Origin of the sequence: Burkholderia sp. PAMC 28687, from assembly GCF_001577465.1 — a bacterium.
GTDB lineage: Bacteria > Pseudomonadota > Gammaproteobacteria > Burkholderiales > Burkholderiaceae > Caballeronia.
In genome coordinates this window covers 399,500-418,626 of record NZ_CP014507.1, presented here as the reverse complement: position 1 = coordinate 418,626, position 19,127 = coordinate 399,500, and the positions used below count along the sequence as shown (strand labels likewise).

Here is a 19,127-nt window from a genome sequence, read left to right as displayed (position 1 = left end):
CCAAGTAACGCATCCCTATTCGCTTCACTACACCTGACACCATCCAAGGATTCGAACCATCATGGAAATCTCCAGCAATCTGCTGATCGGCAAACAGAGTGTTCCCGGCACCAACGGCTCGATCAAGGGCGTCGATGCAGCCACCGGCGAGCAGCTCGCCCCGGCCTTCGGCGGCGCAACGCTTGCGCAACTCGAGCAGGCATGCGCGCTCGCGTGGGCGGCATCGGATGTGTATCGCGAGCTGCCGCTTGAAACGCGCGCCAGGTTTCTCGAAACGATCGCGCAGAACATTCTCGATATCGGCGATGTGCTGATCGAGCGGTGTGTCGCCGAAAGCGGTCTGCCGCGTGGACGCATCGAAGGCGAGCGCGGCCGGACCGTCGGCCAGTTGCGCATGTTCGCAGCAGTCGTGCGCGAAGGGGATTTCCTCGGCGTGCGTATCGATCCGGCGCAGCCGCAGCGTCAGCCGCTGCCGCGCGTCGATCTGCGTCTGCGTTATGTGCCGCTCGGCCCGGTCGCCGTGTTCGGTGCGAGCAATTTTCCGCTGGCGTTTTCGGTGGCGGGTGGTGACACCGCCTCTGCGTTCGCCGCAGGTTGCCCGGTGATCGCCAAGGCGCATTCGGCGCATCCGGGTACGTCGGCGCTGGTCGGCGCAGCCGTGCAAAAAGCGGTCGCGGATTGCGGCTTGCCGGAAGGCACGTTCTCGCTCCTCTTCGATAGCGGTCGTGACGTCGGTCAGGGCCTGGTATCGGATCGGCGCATCAAGGCGGTGGGATTCACGGGTTCGCGCGGAGGCGGCACGGCGCTGATGAAGCTCGCGGCTGCGCGTCGTGAACCGATCCCCGTCTACGCGGAAATGAGCAGCATCAACCCGGTCCTGCTGTTCCCGAACGCGCTGAAGAATCGCGGTGCGGCGATCGGCAAGGCGTTCGCCAGTTCGCTGGCACTGGGTGCGGGCCAGTTCTGCACGAACCCGGGACTGGTGCTCGCAGTCGACGGCCCCGACCTCGACGCCTTCATTGCAGCGACGTCGGCCGCATTGAGCGACATTCCGGCTGCAACCATGCTGACGCCGGGCATCCACAAGGCGTATGTATCGGCGCTCAGCAAGACGGCCGAACACAGCGACGTCAAGACGCTCGCACGCGGCGCCGAAGCCAAGGGCGGGACGCAAGGTCAGGCCGCGTTGTTCTCGACGACCGCCGAGGCGTTCCGCGCCAACGCAGAGTTGCAGGAAGAGATCTTCGGCGCGGCTTCGCTGATCGTGCGCTGCCCGGATCTCGGCACGATGCTCGATCTGATCGAAGAGATGGAAGGTCAGTTGACGGCGGCGCTGCATATCGATGAAGCCGATTACACCGAGGCCCGCAAGGTGCTGCCGGCACTCGAACGCCGTACGGGACGCATCCTTGTGAACGGTTTCGGCACAGGCGTTGAAGTGGGCCACGCAATGGTCCATGGCGGCCCGTTCCCCTCTACCGCTGATGGACGTTCGACGTCGGTCGGAAGCCTCGCCATCGATCGTTTCCTGCGTCCGGTGAGTTATCAGGATCTGCCTGACGCGCTGCTGCCCGATGCACTCAAGACGGACAATCCGCTTGGGCTGAATCGTCGTATGGATGGCAAGCTGCAGTTGGGCAAGTAAAATTCCCTGTCTTGTTTCGAGGCGGCAGTCTGACGGCCGCCTCGCTATCGCTTCATACCAAACAATCCCTCCTATTGAATGCACATTGGCTGCCCGGCCAATCGCGGCATTCGTGTAAACACGCAAAAAAATTAATCACTTTTACGCCGCACAATTGCGGTTCAAGCAACGCAATGGGCCTTCTTCTAGCGGTGTATTCGGACAGAACCTAGCTCGTGGCCGACGAAACCACAGGTCGCTTTTACATGCCGCGAGGCACGTTGGCCGACAAAGCCAGTGCAGGCGATTACCTGCTTCATCTGGACATCAAAAACACGCCCGTGGCGCGGCGGACCATGTGTTGACTGCGTCGCGCAGATGTCACATATTGGTTCCGCTCCCGTCAAGCATGTCCGGCCTAGGGAGTCCGAAGCAATTCCTCATACGAGCATCGATTCGTCTGAATTAACCGGACGCGCAAGTGGTATGGACAGCCCTTGTGTCCCGGGAGGTTTTTCGCATGGCCCGTCTTTTGTTTCCATCGTCTGCCGAAACCGTGACGTGCATGCGTTGCGGCAACGCCATCCTGGGTGACGCCGATACGTGTCCGCATTGCGGCGCCGATCACGGCGGTTCGCTCGCGGGCGCAAACACCTCGGCGCTCGCAGGCGGACTGCGTCTGCCGTTCGCCGCGCGCCGCGGATCGCTGGCTGCGCCGTCGCCGTATCCGAGCCTGCCTGAAGAAGCCGAGTTCGCGGGAACCGGCGAGCAGCGCTGGGACAACTCGAAGAGCGTCACGCTCGGCGCGATCATGCTGGCGTTGATCGCCGGCGGGGTGATCTATTCGCAATCCGGCGAACATGAAGGCGCAATTTCCGGAACGCCGGCCGGTCACAGTGCGTATGGCGCCATCGATATGAAAGCCGCGCTCGGTGCCTCCGCGCCTGTCATCCACTCGGCCGCGGTGGCGCCGGAGAAGCCGGCAGTGCAGGCACCGGTCGTTGCGACGGCCATCGTCGCGGATACGACCGCCCGTGTCCCCGCTACACCGGCTGCAGTGATCGACAATCTGCAGGCTGCCCGCGATGCCATCGAGCGCGGCGATCTCACCACCGCGCGCCGCCGTTTTTCGAAGATTCCGGCCGCGCAATTGAGCGCGGGCAATATTCAGCGGACGCAGTCAGAACTCGTGGGTCTGGAGCGCACGCGCGACAACCTCCTGCAAATGGCGCGCGGCTGCGAAGCGACCGGCTCATGGGTATGCGTGCGCCAGAATGCGCGTGATGTACTCGCTATCGATGCAAGCAACGTCGAAGCGCAAACGCTCGTGGAGCATGCAATCACGCGTTCCGGCTGGTTGAACAAGACGCCGCCTGCGATGGCTCATGTCGCACCGAAGCCGAACGCCACGGCGCCTGTTGCAACGGTAACGCCGCCCGTGCGACGGATTGCATCCGTGCCCGCTGAACAGCCGCGCTCAATACCGGTCATGCCGGCGCCAACGCAACTGGCGCCGGTCGCATCCGACTCGACACGCGTGAGCACGGGATCGCACGCGCCGCTGACATCGTCGGCCATTGCAGCGCCTCAAGCGGCAACATCGACGTCGTCGTTCATTCCGATGCCCGACGGCCCCGGGACACCGGTTGTGCGCGCGGCATCGCCAGCGGCGCCTGCTGCCGTGCGCACGCCTGCGGCAGACGCATCTGCCGCAGCGCGTGATCAAACCACGCCGGTCACTGAAGCTGTTGCCGCGCACGCCGCGGTCATTCCCGCGACCGCGACCTCGATCACAGCCACGACCAACTCTGCAACCGCCCCCACGACCCGCACCGTCGCGTCAGGAGACAGCGCACAAAGCACGGCCCAGCCGAAAGCAATCGCCCGCAACACCATGGATGCCGACGCCGAAGAGCGCGCAATCCTTGAATCCGGCTGGACGAAAGGATCGTCGAAACAACGTCCGCCATCGCAATAGACAGAAAGAAAACGCGCAGCACACGATTCAGCAAGGAGACCGGAAGGAGACAACACGGCCGCGCCCGGAGACGCCGGCCACATTGATCAATGCGTGCAATAAACGTAGCCAAACACATTAAAACGATTCAAACAACATCATGCGCAAGACCGTACTCATGCTGTTCGCCCTGCTCGGGCTCGCCGGCCTGGTTGACCGCGCCCATGCGCAATCCGATTTCAAGATCGTCACCGGACCGGAACGCGGTACCTACATCCAGATCGGCCAGGACCTGGCGAAATGGGTCGCGGACCCCGCCAATATCAGCCTGGATGTGCTGGCATCGAAAGGCTCCGCCGAAAACGTGCAACGCATGCGTTATGAACCGGGCGTGAAACTCGCGCTCGTGCAGTCGGACGTGTATCAGGCCTACCTCGATATGGCGAAAGCCGGCAACGCCGAAGCGGGCAAGATCATTCAGCCGCTGCGCCTGATCATGCCGCTCTATAACGAGGAAATCTATTTCGTGGTGCGCTCGGATTCGCCGATCAACTACATCCACGAGATCAAGGACAAGAACATCAGCGTCGGGCTGATCGGCAGCGGCACCGCGCAATCGGCGACCACGCTCTACAAGCTGATGTTCAACCAGCCCATCCCCGAAGCGCAGACGCAGCACTACAGCAATGAGGACGCGCTCGCGAAGCTGATCGTTCGCAAGCTGGATGTGGCCATCATCGTTGCGGGGCAGCCTGCAAAACTTTTTCAGGACCTGAATCCGGAGCTGCTCAGCCAGATCAAGTTGCTGAAGCTCGATCCGTCTGTGCCTGAAACAGCGCGCGCCGAGCAGACGTATTTCCCGGCGACCATCCGCACGGCGAGTTATCCGAACTGGATCAAGGAAGACTCGCCCACGCTGACCGTGAAGGCGTTTCTCGTGACCTACGACTACAACCTGCGCGGCACGGTCGGCGTCATGACGCAGTTCGCGGATTCGTTATGTACGCACTTCGATGAACTGCAGGCCAACGGTCACCCGAAGTGGAAACAGGTGAAGCTCGAGTTGCCGCCGTTGAGCCGTGGCTGGAAATACTATCCGCCGATAGAAAAGCACTTGCGCGCGTGTATCAGGAAGACCGCGGCGGCGGGCTCCGCGGAACCGGCGACACAGCGCGCGCCGAAGCGCGCCTGCACCGATGCCGAAAAAGTACTGATGCTCTGCAACGAATGACTGAAGCGGTGGCGGATTATTTCGTCACCAGCTCCGCTTCCTCAGGCACCGCCGCGCCGCCGACCGGCACGTTACCCGCAACGTCGGCTACGCGCGGCTGCAGCAGCAACGCAACCAGACCGCTCCACCCGGTCTGGTGCGACGCGCCCACGCCGCGCCCTGTATCGCCATGAAAGTACTCGTGGAACAGCACGAGATCGTCCGAACGCGGATCAGCCTGTAATTGCGGGTACGCGGCCATCACAGGACGGCGACCATTCTTGTCTTTCAGGAACAGTCGCGTCAGACGTTTGCCGAGCTCATCGGCGATAGCATTCAGCGATAACTTCTGCCCCGATCCCGTTGGATACTCGACGAGAAAATCTTCGCCGTAGTACCGATGAAACTCGTAAAGAGATTCGATCAGCAAATAGTTGACCGGCATCCAGATTGGGCCGCGCCAGTTCGAGTTGCCGCCGAACACACGTGAATCCGATTCCGCCGGCAAGTACTTCACGCAAAAACGATCGCCGTTATGCTGCAGCACGAAGGGTTCGTCCCGATGCACCCGCGACAACGCGCGCACGCCATAGTCGGAGAGAAACTCGCTTTCGTCGAGCATGCGTTTGAGCAGCGCTTTCATGCGGTGACCGCGCAGCACGGAAAGCAGCAGGCTGTTGCCCTTGCCCGGCTCATTCCATCGCGATACGAGCTTCGCCAGATCTGGCCGATGTTCGAGGAACCACGTCAGCCGGTCGCGCAATCCCGGCAGATGACCATGCAGATGCTCTTCGAGCACATGGACCGCGAACAACGGAATCAGCCCGACGATCGAACGAATGCGCATGGGCACGCTGGTGCCGTCGGGCAGTTGCAGCACGTCATAGAAGAACTCGTCGCGCTCATCCCACAGACCGGTGTCGCAGGTATCGCTGCTGCTGACTGCTTCCGCGATGTACAGGAAATGCTCGAAGAACTTCACGCCGATATCCACGAACACATGATTCGCGACCGCCAGTTCCAGCGCAATGCGCATCAGGTCCAGCGCGTAAGCGGCCATCCACGCGGTGCCGTCCGACTGATCGATGCGCCCGCCCGTTGGCAACGGCGCTGACCGGTCGAAGATGCCTACATTGTCCAGCCCGAGAAAGCCGCCCTGGAAGATGTTGCGGCCATCGGCATCCTTGCGGTTCACCCACCACGAGAAATTCAGCAGCAGCTTGTGAAAGACCAGCTCGAGAAAATCACGATCCGGCTTGCCGGTAATGGCACGGTCGATCTCATAGACGCGCCACGTGGCCCACGCGTGGACCGGCGGATTGGCATCGCCAAACGCCCATTCATAGGCCGGCAATTGCCCGTTCGGATGCTGATAACGGTCTTTCACGAGCAGCAGCAATTGACGCTTTGCGAACGCCGGATCGATCAGCGCGAACGCCGCTGCATGAAACGCCAGATCCCACGATGCATACCACGGGTATTCCCACTTGTCGGGCATCGAGACGATGTCGGCGTTGCACAAGTGCCGCCAGTCGGCATCGCGGCCACGCTTGCGGCCTGCGGGCGGCGCTGGCTGCAACGGGTCGCCGTCCATCCAGCGCGTGACATCGAACATGTAGAACTGCTTCGACCACAACATGCCCGCGAGCGCCTGACGTTGCACGAGTCGTTGATCTGCGTCGTCCATTTCGTGCTGCAGGCCGGCGTAGAACGCATCGGTTTCCGCGATCCGGCGGGCGAACAGCGCGTCGGTATCGAGCGGCTGGCGATCCGTGTCGGCATCGGCTTCGGGACGCCAGCGCATTGTCACGACGCCACGGCCCAGCGCCGGCAATTCGATCCTCACATGCGCGGCGGCACGCGTGCCGGTATCGCGACGGATCGCACTCTCTTCGCCATGCACGATGTAATCGTTGAAGCCGTCCTTGAACGGCCCTGCTCCTTCCGAACCGAAGAGACGCCTGACGTTGGTCTCGTTTTCGCAGAACACCCAGTCCACGGCTGCGCCATCGCGCGCTTCAGCGGTCACGACCATGGGCGCGTGTCCGTCGCAATGGGCAACTACACGTTTGCTCTTGGCGTCGCCCTTCAAGGTCAGCGACGGCTTCTGCGACTCTTTCCATGACCACGTATTGCGCGCCCAGATTTGCGGCAACAAGTCGATGGCCGCCGCACAGTCCGCGCGGTTCTCGACTGTCACGCGCATCACGATATCTTCCGGCGTGTGCTTCGCATATTCGACGTGGATATCGAAGTACTTGTTGTCTTCGAAGACGCCTGTATCGAGCACTTCGTATTCGGGTACGTCCGCACCGCGGCGGCCGTTTTCCGCGACGAGGTCATCGTAGGGAAACGCTGCGTGCGGGTACTTGTAAAGCATGCGCATATAGGAATGCGTGGGCGCGCCGTCGACGTAGAAATAAAGCTCCTTCACGTCCTCGCCATGATTGCCCTGCGCGTTCGTCAGGCCGAACAAACGCTCCTTCAGGATGGCATCCTGACCGTTCCACATTGCAAGCGAGACGCACCAGTTGAGCTTGTCGTCGCTGAATCCGGCGATGCCGTCCTCGCCCCATCGGTATGCGCGGCTGCGCGCATGATCGTGCGGAAAATAGTCCCACGCGGTGCCGTTCTCGCTGTAATCCTCGCGCACCGTGCCCCATTGACGCTCGCTGAGATACGGGCCCCAGCGTTGCCAGCGCGAACAGTCGGTGGAATGAAGACGCGATCCTTCGATGGTGTCGAGCGACTTGGTAGCGCGCAGTGGCGGCATGGTGCGTCCTTAGGCTGGGCGTGACGGTAAGACCGATAATCTAGCGCGTTTGCACGACATCGGCATTAATCGTCATGAATCTGTGGCGAGCAGGCGCTCGAGGCGCATGAGTTCACCGAGCGACCACGCCTGGAATGGCGTACCGCCGGGGGTGTGCGGCGCATCGCCGTCCGCGACTTCGGAAACATGATCGAGACCCGCCCGATGCAGATGATCGTGCAGCGGTTGCAAAAAGCGTTCACGGGCCTGCGTTCTCGCTGCGGGATCGTCGCGATGCACCCGCAACCAAGCTTGCACGAACGCGCCGAGCAGCCACGGCCAGACGGTGCCTTGATGATAGGCGCCATCGCGTTCGAGCGGCGGCCCGGTGTATCGGCCCTTGTAGGCCGGATCACTCGGCGACAGGGTCCGCATGCCCATTGGCGTGAGCAAGAGTTGCTCGCATTGATCGACGATCGCGCGGGCGGTTGCATCGTTGTCGATCAGCGAAAACGGCAAGCCGCCGACAGCAAAAAGCTGGTTCGGCCGGATCGAACGATCGATCTCGCCGGATTCGTGATCCGCGTCCACGACGTCGTAGAGCGCGCCGCTCGCAGGGTCAGTGAAACGTTGTTGAAAGGCGTAGGTCGCCCGCGTTGCAGGTTCCGTCCAGCGCGGATTCCACACAGCGGCAATGCGCAACGCATTGATCCACAACGCCTGCACTTCAACCGGCTTGCCGATGCGCGGCGTCACCACCCAGTCGCCCACCTTCGCGTCCATCCACGTCAGTTGCACGCCGGCGACGCCCGCGCGCAGCAGTCCGTCTTTCGGATCGGCGGCGATCTGATAGCGCGTGCCGTTCGTATAGCCGTCGAGGATCGCATCGACGGCTTGCTGCAAGCGGTTCCGGGTGTGTTGCGCAGCATGTCCCGTCGCCAGATACTCGTGCACGGCGATCACGAACCACAGCGACGCATCGACCGAGTTGTACTCCGGCGCACCGCCGCTGTCGGGGAAACGGTTCGGCAGCATGCCTTCCGAGATCGTGCCGGACCATTCGAGCAGGATCGATTCAGCATCGGCGAGGCGGTCCGATGCGATCATCAAGCCGCGCATCGCGATGAACGTGTCGCGGCCCCAGTCGGTGAACCATGGAAAGCCGGCGAGGATCGTGCTGCCCTCGTTGCGCGCGACGATGTAGCTATCGGCTGAACGTTGCAGCGCAGATGGAAAGGCAGCGCGGCGCGCTTGCTCCGTGCCTGCAAGTTGCGCGGCGGATCTTGCCGCTCCTTCGTTCGCACTCAACACGAGCACCGCTTCCCCGCGCGATAAATCGAAGGAAAAGACACCCGGCGTCGCGAGGTCCTCGTTGAAGTCCATGCCGCGTTCGCGCTCGGCCGTGTAGCAGAAATTGCGATACCAGTCGGGTGCATGCACATACGTTCCGTTCGATACCGCGACCACCGCCGGCACATCGCCATACGCCTGCCAGCGGATCTGGTCACCCATCCCGGTAAAGTCGAAGTTGAACGCGGGGTTCTCGTGATGCAGCGCGTGATAATCGCGGCCCGACATCAGCGGCCGCACTTTCAGCGTCAACGTGGTGTCGTCCAGGCGCCATCGAAGCACCGTACACGCACTGTCCTTGGCGACAAAAACTTCTGCGGTGAGTACTTGCGTGTCGCTGATCTGATGACGCCAGGTCGGCCACGGTTCGGTATCGAATGAAAGCAGGCTCGCCGATATATCCGGCCACGCCGCTCCGTCGCCATAGCGTTGCATGGTGAGCGGAATGCGCGTGTTTCCCGATGCATCCTCGAGCCAGGCTTCCACGCCGTTCACGAGCACCATGCGTCCCGCAGGCGGATGGGTGGCCGTGAGCAACAGCGCTTGGTATCGGCGCGTGCGCTCGGTGCCGACGGTCCCGGAAGCGAACCCGCCGAAAGCATCGGTTTCGAGCCATTCGTCGTCGAGGCGCCCTTCGCGAGCGGGGGAATCGATGCGTGTCATGTCTTCGGTTGCTGCCGGTAAGTCCTGAGTCCCTTCGCTGCCTGCGCGCGGATCTTGTTCTGTACGAACGACGTCCAGCCGAGCAGCAGACCCTTGAGTCCAAGCGCCTGACGGCTCCAGGCCCAGAGATCGAAGTGATCGTAATGTTCGACGATCAGGCCGTCGCGAATCACGAAACGCGCGTTGATGCGGTTCACGACCATACGTCCCGTCTGCGAAAAACGATAGGTCGCGACCCAGTTTGCAGTCGCCGTTTGTCCGACCGACTTGATGTCGCCAAAGGTCAGCGAAAATTCCGATGCCCGCGCAAGCAACATGCGCCACATGTCGCCTGCTTCGCGGCCGCGCAACACGCCGAACACCGGATCGCTGAACTCGACGTCGGGCGCATAACATTTCGCCATCGCCTCGGCGTCGGAACGCTGGAAGGCTTCGTAGAAACGCTGGATCAATGCGGCGTTCGGGTCCGTCATGTTCGGTCTCTTCCAGGAGGGTCGGTTGACCGCGGCAACGAGAAGCTTAAACCATGAACATCGATACGGCATGAATGATCAGGCCAACCAGCCCGCCCACCAGCGTGCCGTTCACGCGGATGAATTGCAGGTCGCGGCCCACGCTCAGTTCCACGTCGCGCACGAGCGTGGCGTCGTCCCAGTTGCGCACGGTCGCGGCAATATGTTTCGCGATACCGTCGCGCAGTTCCGGCGCGAGCGAACGCAGCGCGTCACGCATATGCTCGTTGATCGATTCACGCAACGCAGGATCGTCGCCCAGCGCGGCCGCAAACGATGACGCCGCGCCCGTCACTTTCCGGTTCAGCGTGGAGTCCGGTTGAGATAGATCGCGGCGTAGCCAGTCCTTGAATTCGTCCCACAAGCCGTTCACATAGGTCCGCAACTCGGGACGTTCAAGCCATTCGCGTTTGTGCTGATCGATCCGTTCGCAGAACGCCGGATCGCTCTTCAGCCGTTCGATAAACCCCTCCACCGAGCGGTCGAACGCCTTGCGCCGTTCGTGTTCGGGATCGTCGCTGATGTCGTGCAGCCATTTGGTCGCGCCGCGCACCAGGCCGCCTGCGAACTTGTTACCGAGATCCTCGGCGCTCAGGCCGACAAAACCCAGCATGCCGATGAGCTTCGGATATTCCTCTCCCGCCACTTCGATGATCTTGCCTGCAAGGATCCCCTGCACTTCCTCGCGGTCGAGCCATTGCGCGAGTTCGCGCAGGCCCTCGTCCAGAAGCAGTTGATGGCGGCGGTCCGCCGTCATGGTGGACAGCAATCCGCCGACTGCGCCCGCCAGATCGAACTGTTCGGCCCGACGGCGCAGCGCTTCGTGAAGCATGGTCTTGACGCGCTCGTCGTCGATGAACTCCAGCATCTGGCCTGCCGCGGCGACCGCTTTCTTGCCGAGCAGCGCCGCGTTTGCCGGTTCGGCTAGCCAGATAGCAAGGCGACCGGCGGGATCGAAGGCGTTCACCCGGGCGACCAGGGCGTCGGTGCCGAGAAACTTGTCCCGGACGAATTCGGCAAGGTTGTCGGCAACACGAGCCTTGTTTGCCGGGAGGATGGCAGTGTGCGGAATCGGCAAGCCGAGCGGATGGCGGAACAGCGCGACGACCGCGAACCAGTCGGCCAGCGCGCCGACCATGGCGGCTTCGGCGAATGCGGCGACCCAGGCCCAGGCGCCCACTTCATGCTGACTTTTTGCGAGCACGAACAGCGCGGCTGCTGCCAGCAGAAGGCCGGCGGCGAACCACTTCATTTTCTTCAGTGCGAGAGATTTGTCCTGCGTTGCCATTGCGGTTTTGCGATCTTGTTTAGTGGGACGAGGGCGCCAGCATACCAGCGGGAACGATTCGGCTTTCTCACAAGCCATCACGTTGAAGTTGCAGCAACGCGGCCATCGCTGTGCCGGCAGACTCGATCGGTACGAACACATGATCGTGATACGCCGCCGCGACCACGTTGCAACTGACGTTTGCCTTTCCAAGCGCGGTTGCGAAGGCGGCAGTCAGGCCGACCGCCTGCAGGTCCGAATGCACGGTCAGCGTGATCCAGGCAGCGCGAAACATCGGTTCGATACCGGCTTTCAGCGCCTCGGACTCTTCCAGGATGAGCGTCAGGCCCTCGCGTTCGCGAAAGGTCGCGACGGGCGCGAGGGCGGACATATCGGTATCGAACGGGACGCTCGCGTAGACATGCACGCCCGGCTGCAACTCGGGTGACATCGATGCAAGCAAGGTGTTGAGATCGTTGACGGGTATCGACACGGTCGGTTTAGACATCAGTGGGAATCCTTTGCTATTTTTGTCCGCCAGCCAGCCGCGCAATTGGCCGATACACTCGCTTCAGGCAAACCCGAGGAGTGACACCCATGATTTCCGATCGCAGCGAAGTGACCCGCATGATTCTCGCCGCCAAGGTGAGCAAAGGGCTGAAATGGGCCGACGTGGCGGAGAAAGTCGGCCTGAGCAAGGAATGGGTAACGGCCGGCTGCCTGGGGCAGATGACATTCTCCAAGACGCAGGCCGAAGTCGTCGGCGAAGTCTTCGGTCTCTCCGATGAAGCCGTCGCCTGGTTGCAGATTGTGCCCTATAAAGGCTCGCTGCCGAGCGCAGTGCCGACCGACCCGCTGATCTACCGATGGTACGAAATCGTGAGCGTCTACGGGACCACGATCAAGGAACTGATCCACGAGGAATTCGGCGACGGGATCATGAGCGCCATCGACTTTTCGATGGACATCCGGCGCGAACCCGATCCCAAGGGGGACCGGGTCAACGTGGTTTTATCGGGCAAATTCCTGCCTTACAAGAGTTACTGAACTTCCTCGGCCGCAACCGCCGTACCGCGTTCCAGCACCGGCCGCAACGCCGCGCCGGTGTGGCTGCGCGGATTCTTCGAGAGCGTCTCCGGATCGGTCGACGCCACGATCGATCCGCCTTCCGTGCCGCCTTCCGGCCCGAGATCGACGACCCAGTCGGCTTCCGCGATCACGTCCAGATCGTGCTCGATCACGACCACGGAATGGCCGCCGTCCACCAGCCTGTGAAGCACGCGGATCAGCTTCGCCACGTCGGCCATATGCAGGCCGACCGTGGGTTCGTCGAGCACGTACAGCGTGTGCGGCGCTTTCTGCCCGCGCCGGCCGATATCGTCACGCACCTTCGACAACTCCGTCACGAGCTTGATCCGCTGCGCCTCGCCGCCCGACAAGGTTGGCGATGGCTGGCCCAATGTCAGATAACCCAGTCCGACATCCTTCATTAGTTGCAGCGGATGCGCGATGCTCTGCATGGCGGAGAAGAACTCGACGGCCTCATCGATTTCCATCGTCAGGACTTCGCCGATGTTTTTCCCGCGCCACGTCACCGCGAGCGTTTCCGGATTGAAGCGCTGGCCGTGGCAGACATCGCACGGGACCTTGACGTCAGGCAGGAAGCTCATTGCGATGGTGCGCACGCCCTGACCTTCGCACGCGGGGCAGCGTCCGTCGCCGGTGTTGAACGAGAAGCGCGACGGCGAATAACCGCGTGCGCGCGATTCGAGCGTATCGGCGAACAGCTTGCGGATGGTGTCCCACATGCCGATATACGTGGCCGGACACGAACGCGGCGTCTTGCCGATCGGCGTCTGGTCGACTTCGAGCACACGGTCGATCGTTTCGAAGCCGGTCACGTCCGTGCAGCCCTGCCAGCGATGCGTGACATCGAACTTCGGACGCGGCGCTTCCCGCGACAACACGCTCGAACGGTTACGTGCGGGCATGTCGGCTTGCGCGGTCTTGCGTGCGCGGCGCGTTGCCGGCGACGACAGCACCGAGCGGCCCACGGCGTCGAGCAGATTGGTCATCAGCACGTCGCGCGCGAGCGTCGACTTTCCGGAACCACTCACGCCGGTGATCGCAATCAGGCGTCCGAGCGGCATGCTCGCCGTGACGTTGCGCAGGTTGTGCAGCGTTGCGCCATGTACCGTGAGCCAGTTTTCCGGCGTTGCGGCGCGTTTGGCGGTGGGCGTCTTTACTTCGCGGCGCGGTTGCAGCGGATGCTGAATCGGGTTTGCCAGGAACTGACCGGTAAGCGAATCGGGTTGTGCTGCAAGGTCTGCAACACCGCCCTGCGCCACGACCGTACCGCCGCGTTTTCCCGCACCCGGACCAATGTCGATGATGTGATCCGCGCGGCGAATCGTGTCCTCGTCATGTTCCACGACGACCAGCGTGTTGCCTTTGTCGCCGAGCTTTTTGAGCGCGTCGAGCAGGATCTTGTTGTCTCGCGGATGCAGGCCGATAGTCGGTTCATCGAGCACGTAACACACACCTTGCAGGTTGCTGCCGAGTTGCGCCGCAAGCCGGATGCGCTGCGCTTCGCCGCCTGACAAAGTCGGCGCTGCGCGGTCGAGGCTCAGATAACCCAGGCCGACTTCTTCGAGAAACTGCAGACGTCCTTCTATTTCGCTCACCACGTCACGCGCGATGTCCGCATCACGTCCCTTGAGCTTCAGCCTGTTGACCCAGTTGCGCGTGGCGGTGACCGTCCATCGGCCGATTTCGGTGATCGGCTGATTGCCGAACGTCACCGCACGCGCGACTTCGTTCAGGCGCGTGCCTTCGCAATCCGGACATGGCTGATCCCCGACGTCATCAGGCTCCTGTTCCGCCGATGGAATCGTTTGTTCGCGGCCGCGAACGTCTTCGGAGAGCAAGGTGTCGTCGTAGGCTTCGCGCTGCTCGCGCGTGAGCTTGACCCCCGTTCCCACGCACGTGTGGCACCAGCCATGCTTGCTGTTGTACGAGAACATGCGCGGATCGAGTTCGGGATAACTCGTGCCGCAAACCGGACACGCGCGCTTGGTCGAGAACACGCGGATCTCGCCGACGTGCTTCGTGCCGTTCTTGCCGCCGTTCAGCGCGCCATGCAGATCGTCGAGCGGCGCGAGCAGATGCATCACGCCCTTGCCGAGTTCCAGCGTGTCTTCGAGCATCTTCCTGAGCGATGCTTCGTCGTTCACGCTGACGATCAGATCGCCAACCGGCAACTCGATGGTGTGTTCCTTGAAGCGGTCGATTTTCGGCCACGGATCGACGGAGAGAAACTCGCCGTCCACGCGCAGATGCGTATGGCCGCGCGTTTTTGCCCACTTCGCAAGGTCGGTGTAGATCCCCTTCCGGTTCACGACGAGCGGTGCAAGCAGGCCGATATGCTGGCCTTTGAAGTCACGCAGGATCTGCGCGACGATCGATTCAGGACTTTGCGCGGCGACTGGTGCGCCATCGTGGATGCAATGCTGGATGCCGAGCTTCACATACAAAAGCCGCAGGAAATGCCAGACTTCCGACGTGGTTGCGACCGTGCTTTTCCGGCCGCCGCGCGACAACCGTTGTTCGATGGCAACCGTCGGCGGAATGCCATAAACGGCGTCGACTTCGGGACGCCCGGCCGGTTGCACGATGGAACGCGCATACGCGTTCAGTGATTCAAGGTAACGGCGCTGGCCTTCGTGGAACAGGATATCGAAGGCAAGCGTCGACTTGCCCGAACCCGAGACGCCCGTGATCACGTTGAACTTGCCGTGCGGGATATCGACGTCGAGCGACTTGAGGTTGTGCTCGCGTGCATTGACGATCCGCACCACGTCCTCGCCCTGCAACGCACGGCGCGCGGCTGCCACTTCAGCCGCAAGCTGCAACGGCACGCCCGATGCACGCTTCTGCGCGGCGCCCGGCGCCATGGCTTCCTCGTAATCGAGCAAGGCCTTGCCCGTGTGCGATTGTTCACAAGCGGAGACATCGTCCGGTGTGCCTACGCAGACCACCAGGCCGCCTGCGTCACCACCTTCAGGACCCAGATCGATGATCCAGTCGGCCGCGCGGATCACGTCGAGGTTGTGCTCGATCACGATCAGCGAATGGCCGCGTTCCAGCAGACGCCGAAGCGCTTGCATGAGCTTGGCGATGTCATCGAAGTGAAGACCGGTCGTGGGTTCGTCGAACATGAACAGACGGCCCGGCTTGTTGCCGCTCGCTTGTGCCGTTTCCGCGAGGAAACCCGCCAGTTTGAGGCGTTGCGCTTCGCCGCCGGAAAGCGTCGGGACGGGCTGTCCGAGCTTCACGTATTCAAGTCCAACGTCCACGATAGGCTGCAACACCCGCAGCACTTCCTTGTCCTTGGCGAAACATGCGACGGCTTCGCTGACGGTCAGGTCGAGCACATCGGCGACGCTCAGCGAACGGCCATCGCGCTCGATCTGCACATCGAGGATTTCCGCACGATACCGCCGGCCATCGCAATCCGGGCAACGCAAATACACGTCGCTCAGGAACTGCATTTCCACGTGCTCGAAGCCCGAGCCGCCGCAGGTCGGGCAACGGCCGTCGCCAGAGTTGAAGCTGAACATGCCCGCGCTGTAACCGCGTTGCGCCGCCAGCGGCGCCTTTGCGAAGAGCTTGCGAATTTCATCGAAAGCGCCAACGTAGCTCGCCGGATTCGAACGCGCCGTGCGACCGATCGGCGACTGATCCACGAAGATCACTTCGCTCAGCGCGTCCGCGCCCTTCAGCGCGCGAAATGCGCCCGGCGTTTCCGTTGCCTTGCCGAAATGACGCAGCAAGGCTGGCGCGAGGACATCCTGGATCAGCGTCGATTTGCCCGAACCCGATACCCCCGTCACGCAGACCAGACGCTGCAGCGGAATCTCGACCGTGACATCGCGCAGATTGTGTTGCGTCGCACCTTCGAGCACGAGCCGCGGCGTCTTTGCATCGACTGCGCGGCGCTGCCAGTTCGACGCATGCGCTACGTGCTTGCGGCCGCCAAGATAAGCGCCAGTGAGCGTGTCGCTATGTTCAATGTCGTTCGGCGATCCGTCATACACGATCGAGCCGCCGCGTTCGCCGGGGCCCGGACCCATATCGATAAGACGATCCGCCGCCAGCATCACCGACGGATCGTGCTCGACGACCACCAGCGTGTTGCCCGCATCGCGCAGCCGGTGCATTGCCTCGACAATCCGGTTCAGGTCGCGCGGGTGCAAGCCGATGCTCGGTTCATCGAGCACGAACAGCGTGTTCACGAGCGACGTGCCGAGCGCGGTCGTCAGGTTGATCCGCTGCACTTCGCCGCCCGACAGCGTGCGGCTCTGGCGATCCAGCGTGAGGTAACCGAGGCCGACATCGCAAAGATACTTGAGGCGGGTGCGGACTTCGTTGTGCAGCAGCTTGACCGCGTCGTCGAGCAACGTGCTTGGCAGTGTCAGCGAATCGAAGAACCGGCGAATCCGGTCGATCGGCATCAGCATCAGGTCGTGCAGCGTGAGGCCGGGCAGCGCTTCGAGTTGCGGACGTGTCCATTCCACGCCGGCCGGCAGGAAACGATCGGCCGGACTCAACACGGCGTCCGCCTGGTCCTTCGTACCAAGACGCCACAGCAGCGCTTCGGTTTTCAGCCGCGCGCCTTCGCACACCGGACACTTCGTATAGCTGCGATATTTCGACAGCAGCACGCGGATGTGCATCTTGTACGCCTTCGATTCCAGGTAATCGAAGAAACGCTGCACGCCGTACCACTGGTTCTGCCACTTGCCCGTCCAGTCCGGCGAACCGTTGATCACCCAGTCGCGTTCCTTTTGCGTCAGGTCGCTCCAGGGCACCCCAAGCCGAATGCCGGCCTTCGCGCCGTAGCGCAACAGGTCGTCCTGATTTTCCTGCCATGCGGGCGTCTGCATCGTCTTGATCGCGCCGCCGCGCAGCGTCTTGCGTTCGTCGGGGATCACGAGACCGAGATCCACGCCGATCACGCGGCCAAATCCACGGCACGTTTCGCACGCACCGTACGCCGAGTTGAACGAGAACAACGCGGGTTGCGGATCGGCGTAGCGAATATCGCTTTCCGGGCTGTGAAGGCCGGTGGAGAAGCGCCACGTGGGAACGTCCGTTGGCTTGTCGCCGTCTTCCGCGCCCGGCTCCGGCAACACATACACATTCACACGCCCCGTGCCGCGCAGCAACGCGCCTTCGATCGCCTCGAGCGCCCGCGACCGTTCCGTGTTCTGCAAACGGAACCTGTCGGCGACCACATCGAGCATCTGCCGCCCGTCCTGATGCCGCTTGGCCTGCACGCGCGTATAACCGCTCGCGGAAAGCCATTGCGCGACTTCTTCGTCGCTCGCGGACTCGGGCAGCTCGACCGGGAACGTGATCGCAATACGCGGATCGTTCGCCTTCGTGCGCTCCAGCAACTCGACGTAGATGGTCTCCGGCGTGTCATGCCGGACCTGATGCGAGGTCTTTTTATCGAAGAGCTCGGCGGCGCGCGCATAGAACAGCTTCAGGTGATCGTTCAGCTCGGTCATCGTGCCGACGGTCGAGCGCGAACTGCGCACCGGATTCGTCTGGTCGATGGCAATCGCCGGCGGCACGCCGTCCACGCGATCCACCTGCGGACGATCCATCCGGTCGAGAAATTGCCGCGCGTAGGCGCTGAACGTTTCGACATATCGACGCTGGCCTTCGGCGTAGAGCGTGTCGAAAACAAGGCTCGATTTACCCGAGCCGGAGGGACCGGTCACCACGGTCATCTGGCCCGTGTACAGGTCCAGGTCGATATTCTTGAGATTGTGCTGGCGAGCGCCGCGAATGCGGATTGCGTTGTTGGATGCCAATTTTTCCTAACCGGTTCAATGAGTTAGATCGTCCACCGGAGCGTCGTTACCGCGTACGGCTCGTGCTGGAGCCGCTGCTGTGCAAAGCACTTCGATGAGATAACTGCGGAAGTATCCGATACTGTACACCCGTACAGTGTTTTTGGCAGACCGAACCGGCGGCCGGATTGACCTACGACACGAATGGCAGCTTTACATCACGGGCTGCATCGAGCATTGAGACGGTGATCTTCCGGACTTCCAGCTTGCTCTGCGTGATATGGGCCCGCAGCAAGATGGATGCCTCAGTCAGGCGTTTGCGTTCGATCAGATGCAGCATGGTCGAATGTTCGTCGTAAGTCGCGCTGGTCCTGTGCGGCTTCAGAAAATCGAGGCGGCGCACGATGCGGATGCGTTCTGTCACGTCGTTATGCACGCGGACCATCTCGGCATTACCCGTTGCGGACACCACTCGCCGATGAAAATCCTCGTCCATGCCAAACATTTTCACGGCGTCGGATTCACGGGCTTCGGGCTCGACGCACCAGATTGCCTTGAGCGCATCGATAGCAGCGCGCGCCGCGTCGCCGCCCGCAGTCATTCGTTCGAGCGCGGCGAGTTCGAGCACGATGCGCAGATCGTAGAGCTGGTCCATCTGATTGAAGTCGATCGTCGCGACCTTCCAGCCGCGCCGGAAACCCACTTCCAGGTAACCCTCGCGTTGCAGTCGGAACAGGCCGTCGCGCATGGGCGTGCGCGATACACCGTAATACTGCGCGATACCGTTCTCAGAAAAGCGGTCGCCCGGAAACAGCCTGAAGTTGAAGATGTCGTGCTTCAGCCGCTGATAAACCTGTTCGGCAAGCGGATTGGCCGCGTTTGGCTCAACTATTTCAATACCCGCTTCAATCGTGTCTTCCTGCATTCGCGCT

At 62.1% G+C, this 19,127-nt stretch carries 11 protein-coding genes; 4 read left to right on the top strand and 7 right to left on the bottom strand.

Annotated elements, in window-relative coordinates; all coding sequences use genetic code 11:
• Positions 1-61 precede the first annotated feature (61 nt).
• The 3 genes from AX768_RS24745 to AX768_RS24735 all read left to right on the top strand — a co-directional run bounded on the left by AX768_RS24745 (position 62) and on the right by AX768_RS24735 (position 4,812).
• Positions 62-1,645 carry an aldehyde dehydrogenase (NADP(+)) gene (locus tag AX768_RS24745; RefSeq protein ID WP_062002758.1) on the top strand — a complete coding sequence of 528 codons (1,584 nt, stop codon included), beginning with the start codon at positions 62-64 and terminating at the stop codon, positions 1,643-1,645.
• A 499-nt stretch (positions 1,646-2,144) separates the two neighbouring features.
• Positions 2,145-3,602 carry a zinc ribbon domain-containing protein gene (locus AX768_RS24740; protein WP_062002757.1) on the top strand — a complete coding sequence of 486 codons (1,458 nt, stop codon included), beginning with the start codon at positions 2,145-2,147 and terminating at the stop codon, positions 3,600-3,602.
• Between the two features lie 139 nt (positions 3,603-3,741).
• A complete protein-coding gene (locus AX768_RS24735; protein ID WP_062002756.1) occupies positions 3,742-4,812 on the top strand; it encodes a TAXI family TRAP transporter solute-binding subunit in 1,071 nt (356 codons plus the stop codon).
• Between the two features lie 16 nt (positions 4,813-4,828).
• On the opposite strand, the gene AX768_RS24730 is transcribed toward AX768_RS24735, so the two are convergent.
• The 5 genes from AX768_RS24730 to AX768_RS24710 form a co-directional block, all read right to left on the bottom strand.
• Positions 4,829-7,564, bottom strand: a complete 2,736-nt coding sequence (locus AX768_RS24730; protein ID WP_062002755.1) for an MGH1-like glycoside hydrolase domain-containing protein — start codon at positions 7,562-7,564, stop codon at positions 4,829-4,831.
• A gap of 72 nt (positions 7,565-7,636) precedes the next feature.
• Positions 7,637-9,556, bottom strand: a complete 1,920-nt coding sequence (locus AX768_RS24725) for an amylo-alpha-1,6-glucosidase (protein WP_062002754.1) — start codon at positions 9,554-9,556, stop codon at positions 7,637-7,639.
• Entirely contained in the window at positions 9,553-10,029 is a 477-nt protein-coding gene (locus AX768_RS24720) for a nuclear transport factor 2 family protein (RefSeq protein ID WP_062002753.1), read from the bottom strand. Before AX768_RS24720 ends, AX768_RS24725 begins: the two co-directional genes overlap by 4 nt.
• A gap of 46 nt (positions 10,030-10,075) precedes the next feature.
• The gene (locus AX768_RS24715; RefSeq protein WP_062002752.1) at positions 10,076-11,356 is read right to left on the bottom strand and encodes a DUF445 domain-containing protein; all 1,281 of its coding nucleotides are present in this window, start codon (positions 11,354-11,356) and stop codon (positions 10,076-10,078) included.
• A 67-nt stretch (positions 11,357-11,423) separates the two neighbouring features.
• Complete coding sequence (locus AX768_RS24710; protein ID WP_155524334.1) at positions 11,424-11,843, bottom strand: ACT domain-containing protein; 420 nt, start codon at positions 11,841-11,843, stop codon at positions 11,424-11,426.
• 89 nt (positions 11,844-11,932) lie between these two features.
• On the opposite strand from AX768_RS24710, the gene cynS reads away from it, so the two are divergent.
• On the top strand, positions 11,933-12,382 hold the full coding sequence (gene cynS, locus AX768_RS24705) for a cyanase (protein ID WP_062002751.1): 450 nt from the start codon (positions 11,933-11,935) through the stop codon (positions 12,380-12,382).
• Here the strand turns inward: cynS and uvrA are convergent.
• Both uvrA and AX768_RS24695 read right to left on the bottom strand, forming a co-directional pair.
• Positions 12,376-18,216, bottom strand: coding sequence for an excinuclease ABC subunit UvrA (gene uvrA, locus AX768_RS24700; protein WP_062002750.1), 5,841 nt, complete (start codon positions 18,214-18,216; stop codon positions 12,376-12,378). The two genes, cynS and uvrA, sit on opposite strands and share 7 nt — an antisense overlap.
• 172 nt (positions 18,217-18,388) lie before the next feature.
• Positions 18,389-19,120: a GntR family transcriptional regulator gene (locus AX768_RS24695; protein ID WP_062002749.1), complete on the bottom strand. Its 732-nt coding sequence runs from the start codon at positions 19,118-19,120 to the stop codon at positions 18,389-18,391.
• Positions 19,121-19,127 lie beyond the last annotated feature (7 nt).